Here is an 11,767-nt window from a genome sequence, read left to right on the forward strand (position 1 = left end):
CCCTGCGGCGGGGCCGCCGGCCGGCGAGCCAGGCGAGGGCGCCTGCGCCGCTGAGGGCCAGCGCGCCGGGGGCCGGCACGGCGGCGGCGCGCTCCACCTCCTGCTGCCAGTAGCTCGGCAGCACGTCGTAGGGGTTGGGCATGGTGTCGTCGGTGACGTAGATCATGGCGAGGCCGAGGGGGGCAGCGTCGGCGACGAAGCTGTCCATCTGGGCGGCGCTGGCGCCGTGGACGATGCTCGCCAGGCGGCCGGCGAAGGCCGGGTCGAAGTAGCCCGCGGGGAGCTGGGCGTAGTCGGCGGCGTAGCCTTCGAAGCTGATCAACACGTCGGCGGCGGGGCTGCTGAGGTAGGCCGGGTCGGTGGGCGTGCCGGGGTTGCCGAGCACCATCAGCCCGGCGCCCTTGCTCTTGATGTAGGTGTAGAGGCTGGTGTAGTGGGCGAGATTGGCGGTGTCGCTGGCCATCTCGTCGATGAAGAAGCCGTCGAGGGGGTAGCGGGCCAGGTAGGCGTCCACGTCGGCCTGTTCGACGGCGCTGTCACGCCCGCCCCAGGATGTGTGCACATAGCCCAGCACCCGCCCGCCGGCGGCGCGCAGGGATTCGACCACCGCCAGGTAGTTGGGGTCGAGGGTGTCGCCGGGGCCGCTGTTCACGTTGACGATGGCGGTGACACCGACCCGGGCGGCAGCGTCGTCGAGGGCCTGCCAGCTGTCGCTGCCGCTGCCGGCCGGGTAGAAGTAGGCAGGTACCAGCAGCTCCAGCTTCGGGGCGGCGTGGGCGGTGCCGCCGGTGAGGCCGACCAGGACGGAGGCGGCGAGAGACGAGAGGATTTTTTTCATGGCGTCAGGCGGGCTCCGGGACGGGCGTGAATGAGGAATTTGTCACGAATATACCCGTTTCGCCTGTTGCCCGGGCTACCACCCCACGACGACTGCCGACGCCAGTTTCAGGCCGGGCGAGGGATGAGGCGCGGGGTGATGTCGGCGAGCGTGCGGCAGCCGCACAGGGCCATGGCGATCTCCAGCTCGTCCCGCAGCAGGCGGATGACGTGGGCGACGCCCAGTGCGCCGGCATTGGCGAGCCCGAAGATGTAGGGCCGGCCGACGAGCACCGCGCTGGCGCCGAGGGCGAGGGCCTTGAGCACGTCGGTGCCGCGGCGGATGCCGCCATCGACGAGCAGCGGCAGGCTGCCGCCCACGGCGTCGGCGATGGCCGGCAGCGCCGCGGCGGTGGGCAGCGCGGTGTCGAGGGTGCGCCCGCCGTGGTTGGAGACGATGATTCCGCCCACCCGCAGGCGCGCGGCCTCGCGGGCGTCGTCGGGGTGGAGGATGCCCTTCAGGAGCACCGGCAGGCGGGTGTTGGCCTGCAGCCAGGCGATGTCGTCCCAGGTGGGGGCGCCGCCCAGCAGCGCGTCGAAGAGGGCGCTTTGCCCAGGGCCGAGCTGCGCGTCGGGGCGGGGCGGCAGGCCGGCCAGGTTGACCGCCGAAATGCCCGGCGGCAGGCGGAAGCCGGCGCGCCGCTCGCGGTCGCGGGCACCGTGGCAGGGGGCGTCGACGGTGAGGACGAGGGCTTCGTAGCCGGCGGCTTCGGCGCGGCGGATGAGCTCGAGGTTGAAGCCGCGGTCGTGCTGCAGGTAGAGCTGGAACCAGAGGGGGCCGCGGTCGGCGTCGTCGCGCACGGCCTGGGCGACGAGCTCGAGCGGCAGGCTGGCCTGGGTGCTGAGCACCAGGCCGGCGCCCTGGGCGGAGGCGGCCAGCGCGGTGGCGAGTTCGCCGTCGGGGTGGGCCATGCGCTGGTAGGCCACCGGGGCGAGCAGGATGGGGTGGGCGAGCGGGCGGCCGAGGAGTTCGAGCCGGGTGTGGCCGCCGGCGAGCGGGCGCAGCACCCGGGGCTGGAGCGGCAGCTCGCGCCAGGCGCCCTGGTTGTGCTGGAGGGTGGTCTCGTCGGCGGCGCCGCCGGCGAAGTAGGCCCAGGCGTTGGCGTCGAGGACGCCGGCGGCGTGGGCTTCGTGGTCGGCGAGGCTGATGACGCCCGGCGGGAGCGTGTCGGGTTGCGGGCTCACGTGTCGGCCCACATGCGCAGGAGGTTGTGATAGGTGCCGGTGAGGGCGACGGCTTCGGCGGTTTCGCCGTGTTTCTCGCGCAGCTTCATGATGGCCATATCCAGATCGAACAGCAGGCGGCGCTGCTCGTCGCTGCGCACCATGCTCTCGACCCAGAAGAAGCAGGCGAGGCGGTGGCCGCGGGTGACGGGGGTGACCTCGTGGATGCTGGTGCCGGGGTAGAGCACGGCGTGGCCGGCGGGCAGCTTGACGCCGCGGGCGCCGTAGGTGTCCTGGACGAGCAGCTCGCCGCCATCGTAGTCGGCCGGGTCGGCGAGGAAGACGGTGCACGACACGTCGGTGCGCACCCGCTCGCCGGTGTCGGCGCGGAAGCGGATGGCGTTGTCCACGTGGGCGCCGTAGCAGGGCGTGTCGCCACCGTAGCGGTTGATGCGCGGGGTGAAGATCTTCTTGGGCAGCGCGGCGGTGAGGAACAGCGGATGCCGGTCGAGGGCTCGCAGCACGAGCTGGCGGATGAAGGTGGCCGGGGCGCAGTCGTGGGGCAGTTGCTCGTTGTTCTTGACGGTGGCGGCCTGGGGGCCGGCGCTGTCGCGGCCGTCGGCCCAGGGGGCGCCCACGAGGGCCTGGCGGGCCTGGCGGACTTCGTCGGGGGTGAGGAGGTCGGGGATCTGGAGGAGCATGGCTGAAGGGACTGTGGGTGGAGGTGAGGAGGCGCAAAGGATTTGTTGAGAATGAGAGTCATTAAATAATTTTCCGCCTCGGGCGATCTTGCGCTTGATCAAGCGCCGGCCACCCCACCCCGCGTGGCTCAGAACTTCAGGGAGCCGGTGATGTAAACCGTCCGGCCGACACCGGGCACGTAATGCCCGTTGGCGTACATGGAGTCGGCGTAGAACTTGTTGGTCAGGTTGATGAGGTTGGCCTTGAGGGTCAGCTTGTCCTGGATGGCTTCGTACTCGGCCATGGCGTCATAGGTGACGTAGCCGTCGGAGTAGAGGTTCACCGGGTTGCGGTTGGGGGTCATCTTGGTGCGGGCGTTGGCGCCGATGCCGACGCGCATCTTTTCATCCACCTGGTAGGTGCTCCACAGGGAGCCCTGGTGCTTCGGGATCAGCGACGGGCGACGGCCCTCGCCTTCGGTGCCTTCGGCGCCCTTGTCGATCTCGGCGTCCCAGATCCAGGTGTAGGAGCCGTAGACCTCCCAGCGCGGGGTGATCTTGCCGATCACGTCGGTCTCGAAGCCGGTGGCGTGGCGCTTGCCCGACAGCACCGCGATGTTGAGCAGCGGGTCGGTGTTGCGCTCGTTGAGCTTGACCCCGCGGAACAGGGCGAAGCGGCTGCTCATGCGGCGGTCGGCGGAGTCGATCTTGGCGCCGAGCTCGACGTTCATGCTCTTCTCGGGCGGGGTGTTCACCGTGGCGGTGCTGTACGAATAGGTGTCGCCCGAGGTGTTGAACGAGGTGCCGTAGGAGAGGTGGAAGGAGTGGCGGTCGGAGGGCTGGAAGAGCAAGCCGAAGCGGTTGCTCATCTTGTAGATCGACTGCTGGTAATTGGTGACGGCGTTGGTGGCCAGGTTGAAGGCGTCGTACTGGGCTGACATGCCGTCGTAACGCAGGCCGGCGAGGAGCTTCCAGTGCGGGGCGACGTGGATCAAGTCCTGGGCGTACACGCCGCCGGACAGGCTCTCGAACTCGCTGGTCTTGCCGATCACGCGGGCGTCTTCGTCGACCCAGCCGGTGCCGCCGGCGCCGATGGTGGTGGTTGGCTTGGCCGGGATGGTGACGCCGCCCTGGGCCGCGCTGCGGGCGCCGCGGACGATCTTCTTCTCCCAGGCGAAGTCGACGCCGGTGAGCACCTCATGCTTGAGGCCGAGGGCTTCGAACTTGGTGGACAGGTCGCTCTGGGCGAACAGGTTCTCCATGCTCTGGATCTTGTTCTGAACGCCGCGGGTGAGCACGGTGGCGTTGCTGAAGTTCTCGCGGGTGGCGAGCACGCCGCCGGGCTGCAGCGCCGCGCCGGCGATGCGCACGGTGCTGGCACGCTGATCGCGTTCGAAGTCGCCCTTGCGGATCTTGGTGACGAGTTCGGTGTCGGCCGAGAAACGGTGGGTGTGGGCAAATGTGGCGTAGGCGGCTGAGCCGTGGTTGTAGTCGCTCTGGGTGCCGTAGTAGCTGGACGGATCGACCGGGATGGTGGTCAGCGCGGCATTGGTGGCGCTCTTGCGGATGTAGGGCAGGCCGTAGTTGATGCCGTTGTTGTTGTTCAGGTAGAAGAAGTTCACCTCGAACTCGTCGCGGCTGCCGATGCCCCAGCGGTAGTCGGCGGCGAAGCCGTATTTGTCGAGGCTGGTGCCGGCGCCATTGTTGTCGGCCAGCGTACGCATGGCGTTGAGGCGCAGCGCCGAGTCGTCGCCGGTCTTCACGTTAACGTCGGCCACCACGCGGCGATACTGGTAGCTGCCGAGGGTCAGGTCGACCTGGCTTTCATCGAGCAGCTTGGCCTGCTTGTTCACCTGGTTGACCGCGCCGCCGGTGGAGCCGCGGCCGAAGAGCATCGACGCCGAGCCGCGCATCACCTCGATGCGGTCCATGTTGAAGGTGTCGCGGTCGTAGAAGGCCGGGTCGCGCATGCCGTCGATGAACAGGTCACCGGTGGTGTTGAGGGGGAAGCCGCGCAGGCGGATGTCCTCCTCGCCGCCTTCGGCCGCCAGGAAGGTGACGCCGGAGGTCATCTTGAGGGCCTCCTTGACGGTGTCCACCTTGCGGTCGTCGAGCAGCTTCTCGGTGACCACGGTGACCGACTGGGGGATGTCGCGCAGTTGCTGCTTGCCCTTGCCAATGCGGGTGGTGGTGGTGCGCAGGCTGTCCTTGCCGCTGGGTTCGGCTTCGGCGGTGGCTTTCACCACCACCGGCTTGAGGGTCTTGGTGTCGTCGTCGGCGGTCTGCGCCCAGCTGCTCATCGAGGCGGCGAACATCAGTGCGCCGAGGGGCAGGATGGCCCGCTCGCCGGTGGCTGCGGGGTTTGCTTGTTTGGGGATGTGCCGGTGACGGCTTTTCTTGTGTGCCATGTGCCTGTATGCCCTGGGGGCCTCCGGAAATGAGGGCGCCCGGGGGCGGGCGCCGAGGATTTTCGTGACCTGTGGCTGGCTGGCTGCGTGGCGATGGGCGCGTTGGGGCTGGCTTGCTCGAAGGATCTGCTTGCAATATTAATGCAAGTGAGAATGATTCGCAATGGTATTTCGGTGTATGGGCGGCTTGCCCGGTCTTCCATCCCGTGACACCTGCGCCACAGGAGGCGGGCCGTCGCCTAACGCCAGGGCAGGGCGGAAGCGGCCAGGGGGCCGGCGAAAGACGCTTGCATGTGGGTTGGGCTGATCTATGGTGAAAAGATGCCCGGCGCCTCATGCCTGGTGAATGCCGGAGGCGTCGGGCGCCGCGCAAGGTGGCGCTTGTGCACCAGGGAGTCCGGGAGGAGGAAAGCCATGAGCCGTTCGATGCGAGACGCGCTGCTGCGGGCCGGGGCAATGCTCGCCCTGTCGCCGCTGGCCTGGGGGCAGGCGGTGGTGGATTGGGGCAGCTGCCGCTCGTTCTGTAGCCAGACGGAGATCGGCAACGCGCTGATCGAAATCCACATGCCCCACGGTGAAGCCTCGGCCCGCGGCAACGGTGCCGTGCCGAAAACGCTGTCCGGCCCGCCGTCGGCGCTGGACATCACGACCTACGTGGATGGCTTTGGGCGGGGCCGGGCGATCACCCTGCCGCTGGTGGGCGCGAGCCCCACGGCGCGGCGGGGCGAGGGCAGCTTCGCCACCTCGCGCGCGCCGATGCCGCGGCGGGGCGACGCCCCGGCCCCCGGCCTCGAGAGCATCGCGGTGCGCAGCGTGGCGGCGGGGGCGGCGCTGTCGCCTCTGAGCCTGCCCCGGGGCGCGGTCGAAAACCCTGAGTCGCCGGATTCGGTGGTCACCCTCGACCAGGCCGAGCCCGGCCGCACCTATTTCATCCGGCCCGCCGCCTCCGAGGTGGACGCCCTGGCCTGCCAGGCGGCGATCTGCCCGATGGACATGGCGAGCCCCGCCAAGCCCACGGCCCGGAGGCCAAGATGAAGCGCTCCATGCTCCACACGCCGGCCGTCCGCTGGGCGCTGGCAGCGCTGGGCGCCTTTGCCTGTATGCCGGCGTCGGCCCAGATCGCCATCGACGAGATCAACCCCATCCGCTCCTCGCTGCATGCCACCAATGCCAACGGCGGCTCCGGCGGCCGCATTCAGTCGGTGGCGGCCGACCCGCAGGACGGCAACGTGTACTACGCCGCCTCCGAGTGGGGCGGGCTTTACAAGACCGCTGACCGGGGGCGCACCTGGGACCGCCTCGACAACTTCCTGGCCACCGCCGCCTGGCGGGTGGCGGTGCAGCCGGGCAACTCGCAGGTGCTGGTGGCGACGGCCTTGTTCGACGGGCGCACCGACTCCCGCGCCGGCATCCTGCGCAGTGGCGACGGCGGCCTCAGCTGGATGCGCCCGGCCTCGGCCACCCCGCCGGCCGGCGCCTGCGCGGACAACCGCGCGGTGCAGGAACTCAGCGGCTTCGGCGTGGCCTTCGACCCGGCCCACCCGGAGCGGGTCTATGCGGCCACCAATTGCGGGCTCGCCGTCAGCACCGATGGGGGGCAGAACTGGCGTTACCTCAACCCGATGGGTGCCGGCGGCGCCCGGCGTCTGGTGGATGTGATCGTCCACGGCGGCGGTATCGACGTCTGCGGCGACATCGGCCACCGCCGCTCCACCGACGGTGGCACCACCTGGAGCGGCCCCGCCGCCGCTGGCAACCCGCTGCCCGGCGGTGTGTGCTCCCTGGCCGTGTCGCCCCACGAGAGCGGCGTGCTGTTTGCCACCAGCGGCACCGCCATCTTCGAGTCCGACGACGGTGGCGGCAACTGGGGTGGCTCCTACGTCAACCCGGCCCGCCAGGGGCGCATCCCCTTCGTGATGACTAACCGCACGGGCACAGACAGCTTCGATCTGTGGTTTGGCGACGTGAGCCTGTTTCGCGCCGCCTGCGCGCGCCCGGCAAACGGCACCGGCAACCGTTGCCCGGCCTCGGGTAGCTGGGTGAATGTGAGCACCGGCGCCCACGCCGACGCCGGCCGGGTCGCCTTCGACCCGCGGCCACCCGAGACGCGGGTCGTCTCGCCGGCCTGCAACGCCCGCTGCCAGGCCGACCGCCGGGAATGCGCCGCCGAGGGCCTCACCCGGCCGGCCACCTGCACCAGCCGCCTGCGCGCCTGCCTGGCCCGTTGCCCGGCGACGATGGTCGCCACCAGCGCCTGCCCGGTGCTGTTCAGCAACGACGGCGGCGTTTACCGCAACACCCGCGCTACCCACCCGGCCTGCCAGACCCCGGCCTGGGACCAGCCCGAGCGCACGCCGCGCTCCCTGTGGCTGTGGAACCTGAGCGGCGCAGCCCTCAGCGGCGCCGGCCAGGAGGAGGCCTACATGCTGGCCCAGGACAACGGCGCCATCGGCACCCGCACGGCGGCCAGCACGCCGCCCACCTGGAACCACAGCGAATGCTGCGACGGTTTCGGCAGCGGCGCCCAGCCCAATCAGGTGGTGTATTCGCTGGGGGTGTACAGCCCGCCACCGGCGGTGCGGCTGTTCCGCCGCGGCGGCGGGATGAGCGGCGGCCTGCTGCTGCCGGTGGCCAGCCAGCCGCCCGGGGGCATCGTGTCGTTCAACTTCGGCAAGTCGATCGCCTGGATCGAGGGCAATGTTTACGTGGTGCTGACCGGCACCGGCCTGCAGCGCACGGCCGACATCACCGCCGGCACGGTGGCGTGGACGCGGCTCGGCACCTTGCCGGCGGCCGGCTGTTCGGTGAGCGTCAGCCGCAGCGGCGGGCAGCTGTCGTTCTTCGTGCAGTCGGGCACCTGCGACGGCAGCGGCAGCGACCGGGTCTTCCGCTACGACGGCCAGGCCACCGGCGGCACATGGGTCGAGCTCACGCCGCCGGTGATCTCTGCCGGCCAGGCGTCGCGCTTCGCGCTGTTTGCCGTCGACCCCCACAACCGCCAGAGCTTCATCGCCGCGGTGGTGGCCGGGCCCAGCCTGCAGATGATGCGCAGCGCCAACGGCGGCACCACCTGGACGCGCATCCCCGGGCTCGAGACGCGGCTCACCGCCAACGGGGCCTTCCTGATGCGCAGCGCCCTCGGCCCGACCGGCTTCAGCCCAAACCTCTCGGGCTACGCCCAGCCGACGCTGCTGGCGTTCTCGCCCCTCGACGGGAGGACCATCGTGGTCGGCGGCTACGACTCGGGCCTGCAGCTCAGCCTCGACCGCGGCGCCACCTGGACGACCCTCACCGACAACTCCGGCGGGGCCGCCAACCCGGTGATCCCGCGCCCGCGTACCGCCCATTTCGAGGCGGATGGCGCAAACGGCCGCTTGTACATCGGAACCCAGGGCCGCGGCGCGTGGCGGGTTGCCTACCCGCTGCCCAGCCCGCCCGAGGCACCCACCCCCTGCGCCGACGATTGCTCCGCCGACCGCGACAGCTGCCTCGCCGACGCCGGCACGCCAGGGCAACCCACCGCCGCCCAATGCGCGCAAAGCTTCGCGCGCTGCGTGCGGGCCTGCGGCACCCGTGGCTGCCGGACCGGCCAGAAGTGCTGCGAGCCCGGCGGGGAGAGCTGCCGGATCTGCGTGCCGCGCGCGGCCCAGTGCCCCTGATCGCCGGGCTGAGCTGCCGGCCCGCGGGGCGAGGGGCGCGTCCTTTACCCGGCGGCGGTGATCGTTTAGAGCAGCCCGCCGCCGCTGCCGGTGGGCAATTGCCGGACATGGGATTTTTCGATGACAAAGGGGTCAATTTGCAGGTGTCGCGGCCGTTAAAAACCGTGTCTTTGATCTCCAGCCCTGCGATGCCGGTTTTTCAGCGCTTCATGACATCCATACTGCCGGGCCCGGCGCTGCGTGCGCTCGGGGCCGTGTTGCTGCTTGCCCTCGGCTTTCCCGTGCTGGCGGCGACGCCGGTGACGCTGCAGCTCAAGTGGACCCATAACTTTCAGTTTGCCGGCTACTACGCGGCGCTGGAGAAGGGCTACTACCGGGATGCCGGGCTCGAGGTGCGCATCGAAGAGGCCCGGCCCGGGCTGGATGTGGTCGGGCAGGTCGTCTCGGGGCGGGCGGATTTTGGTGTTGGCAACAGCGCCCTGTTGCTCGACCGGCACGCCGGCCGGCCAGTGGTGGTGCTGGCCACGATCTTCCAGCACTCGCCGGCGGTGTACATCGCCCGGCGCCAGTCGGCCGCCCAGTCGGTGCATGATCTCGCCGGCCAGCGGGTGATGGTCGAGCCCGCGATGGCCGAGCTCACCGCCTACTTGCGCCGGGAAGGCATCGCCGACGACCGGCTGACTGTTGTCGAGCACAGTTTCAACACCCGGGATCTCATCGACGGCAAGGTCGATGCAATGTCGGCGTATCTGTCGTATGAGCCGTATTTTCTCGACCAAGCCGGCGTCGACTATCAGATCTTCACGCCCCGCTCGGTGGGTATCGATTTCTATGGCGACAACCTGTTCACCTCCGAGTCGCTGCTGAAGGCCAGGCCCGACCTGGCCAGGGCCTTCCGCCGGGCCAGCCTGCGGGGCTGGGAGTACGCCATGGCCCACCCCGGCGAGATCGCCACGCTGATCCACGAGCGCTATGCCCCCGCCGTCTCGCGGGATTTCCAGCTCTTCGCCGCCCGCCAGATGCAGTCGCTGATCCGTGCCGACATGGTCGAGATCGGCTACATGAACAAGGGGCGCTGGCAACACATCGCCGAAACCTACGAGGGCATCGGCATGTTGCCGGCGAATTTCGACTTTGCCGGCTTTCTGTATGCTCCCGACGGCAGCGCCGACTTGGAAGGCCTGCGTGCCTACCTGGGCCTGACCCTCGCGCTCACCGCCCTGGTGAGCGCCGGGGCGCTGTACGTTTACCGCATGAACCGCCGCCTCAAGCGCAGCGTGGCCGAGGCTGGGCGGGCGGCGGCCGAGCTGCAGGCCGGCGAAGAGAAATACCGTCTGCTCACCGAAACCATGCTCGACGTGGTGTGGACTGCCGACGCCGAAACCCTGCGCTTCTGTTACGTCAGCCCTTCGGTCGAGCGCCTGCTCGGCTACACCCCGGCCGAGCTGATCGGCACGCCCCTGCTGGGTGCCCTCGACCCCGCCATCGCCGACGAGGTGAAGACGGTCATCCGCAAAGGGGTCGACACCTTCCTGTCCCTCTCGCCGGGGACGCCGGTGTTCCGCACCGACGAGTTCCGCCTGCCGAGCAAGCATGGCGACGGGGTGTGGGTGGAAGTCCTCAGCACCTGCTGCCGCAACCCCGCCAGCGGTGTGCTCGAGCTGCACGGGGTGGCCCGCGACATCTCCGAGCGCCGGGCCAGCCAGGCGCGAATCGCCCACATGGCCCAGCACGACATGCTTACCGAGCTGCCCAACCGCGCAGTGGTGAGCGATCGGCTCAGTCAGGCGCTGGCTGCGGCGCGGCGCAACGGGCACCGGGTCGGCCTGCTCTACATCGATCTCGACCGTTTCAAGCCCGTGAATGATGCCTACGGCCATGCGGTGGGCGACCAGCTGCTGCGTCAGGCGGCGATCCGCATGCGCGGCTGCGTGCGCGAATCGGACACCGTGGCGCGCTTCGGTGGCGACGAGTTCGTCGTGCTGCTGCCCCTCATCGACACCCTTGCCGATGCGGCCACCGTCGCCGAGAAGATCCGCGCGGCCCTCGCCGCTCCCTTCCACCTGGCCAGCCTGCGGGTCGAGGTGTCGTCCAGCATCGGAGTCGCGCTATACCCCGACCACGGCGCCGACGAGGCCGCGCTGACGCTCCACGCCGATGCGGCCATGTACGCCGCCAAGCACTGCGGCCGCGACCGGGTGACGGTCTTCTCTCTGGCCGCCTGAGGTGCCGCCGGGGTGTCTCCCGGGCGGCTCTTGCAGCATGCGCTTACAGTCGCTTACAGCCCGTCTCGCATCGCCCCGCTAGAGTTGGCCCAACCCGAGCGTGTCGCCCGTCGCAGCGGGCCGCGCCCGGGTACGGCACGATGGCAGGGCGTCACCGGTTCAACCTGGAGATTTCGAGATGAAGCGAATTTTATGTGCTGTGGCGCTGGCGAGCCTCGCCCAGGGCGCCCTGGCGGCCGATGTGGGCGTGTCGATCAGCATCGGCGACCCGCGCTTCTACGGCCGCCTGGACATCGGCGGTTTTCCCCAGCCGATGGTGATGTACCCGCAGCCCATGGTGATCCGCCCAGCGCCCGTCCATGTGGTGCGGGAGCCCCTTTACCTGCGCGTGCCCCCCGGCCATGCCCGCAAGTGGAACCGCTACTGCGGGCGTTACAACGCCTGCGGCTACCCGGTTTACTTCGTGCAGGACGGCTGGTATCGCGACGTTTACGCGCCCCGCTACCGCGAGCACCACGGCTACCAGCGCGTCGATGCGCCGCCGCAGCGGGCCTATGGCTACGACTACGGCCGGCCTGACTATTCCGACCACCGCCGCGACGAGCGCCGGGAGCGCTTCAACGACGAGCGTGGGCGGGGCGGGAGGGGTGACCGTGGCGAGCGCGGCCACGGGCATGGACACGGCCACGGCCATTGAGCGCCCCCATGGCCGGGCCTCACCCCGCCCGCCGTGAGGATTGAGCAGACTTTGGGTG

General features: G+C 70.0%; 8 protein-coding genes. 4 read left to right on the top strand and 4 right to left on the bottom strand.

Translation table 11 applies throughout. The features are described from left to right. The 4 genes from ZRA01_RS08820 to ZRA01_RS08835 form a co-directional block, all read right to left on the bottom strand. The coding region (locus ZRA01_RS08820) for a spherulation-specific family 4 protein (RefSeq protein ID WP_141351350.1) at positions 1–838 on the bottom strand (838 nt) is incomplete at its 3' end. Positions 839–945: 107 nt separating this feature from the next. After that, positions 946–2,061: an alpha-hydroxy acid oxidase gene (locus tag ZRA01_RS08825; RefSeq protein ID WP_141351351.1), complete on the bottom strand. Its 1,116-nt coding sequence runs from the start codon at positions 2,059–2,061 to the stop codon at positions 946–948. After that, positions 2,058–2,741: a Fe2+-dependent dioxygenase gene (locus tag ZRA01_RS08830; protein ID WP_141351353.1), complete on the bottom strand. Its 684-nt coding sequence runs from the start codon at positions 2,739–2,741 to the stop codon at positions 2,058–2,060. Before ZRA01_RS08830 ends, ZRA01_RS08825 begins: the two co-directional genes overlap by 4 nt. A gap of 128 nt (positions 2,742–2,869) precedes the next feature. Continuing rightward, positions 2,870–5,128 carry a TonB-dependent receptor gene (locus tag ZRA01_RS08835; protein ID WP_218028687.1) on the bottom strand — a complete coding sequence of 753 codons (2,259 nt, stop codon included), beginning with the start codon at positions 5,126–5,128 and terminating at the stop codon, positions 2,870–2,872. Between the two features lie 414 nt (positions 5,129–5,542). On the opposite strand from ZRA01_RS08835, the gene ZRA01_RS08840 reads away from it, so the two are divergent. From ZRA01_RS08840 to ZRA01_RS08860, 4 genes are all read left to right on the top strand, one after another. Next, positions 5,543–6,163, top strand: coding sequence for a hypothetical protein (locus ZRA01_RS08840; RefSeq protein WP_141351355.1), 621 nt, complete (start codon positions 5,543–5,545; stop codon positions 6,161–6,163). Continuing rightward, a complete protein-coding gene (locus ZRA01_RS08845; protein ID WP_141351356.1) occupies positions 6,160–8,787 on the top strand; it encodes a beta propeller repeat protein in 2,628 nt (875 codons plus the stop codon). Before ZRA01_RS08840 ends, ZRA01_RS08845 begins: the two co-directional genes overlap by 4 nt. Positions 8,788–8,996: 209 nt before the next feature. Continuing rightward, entirely contained in the window at positions 8,997–11,012 is a 2,016-nt protein-coding gene (locus ZRA01_RS20525) for an ABC transporter substrate-binding protein (protein ID WP_170182929.1), read from the top strand. A 178-nt stretch (positions 11,013–11,190) separates the two neighbouring features. Beyond that, positions 11,191–11,709: a hypothetical protein gene (locus ZRA01_RS08860; protein ID WP_141351358.1), complete on the top strand. Its 519-nt coding sequence runs from the start codon at positions 11,191–11,193 to the stop codon at positions 11,707–11,709. The last annotated feature ends 58 nt before the right edge of the window (positions 11,710–11,767 follow it).

The organism is Zoogloea ramigera (genome assembly GCF_006539865.1).
Lineage (GTDB): Bacteria > Pseudomonadota > Gammaproteobacteria > Burkholderiales > Rhodocyclaceae > Zoogloea > Zoogloea ramigera.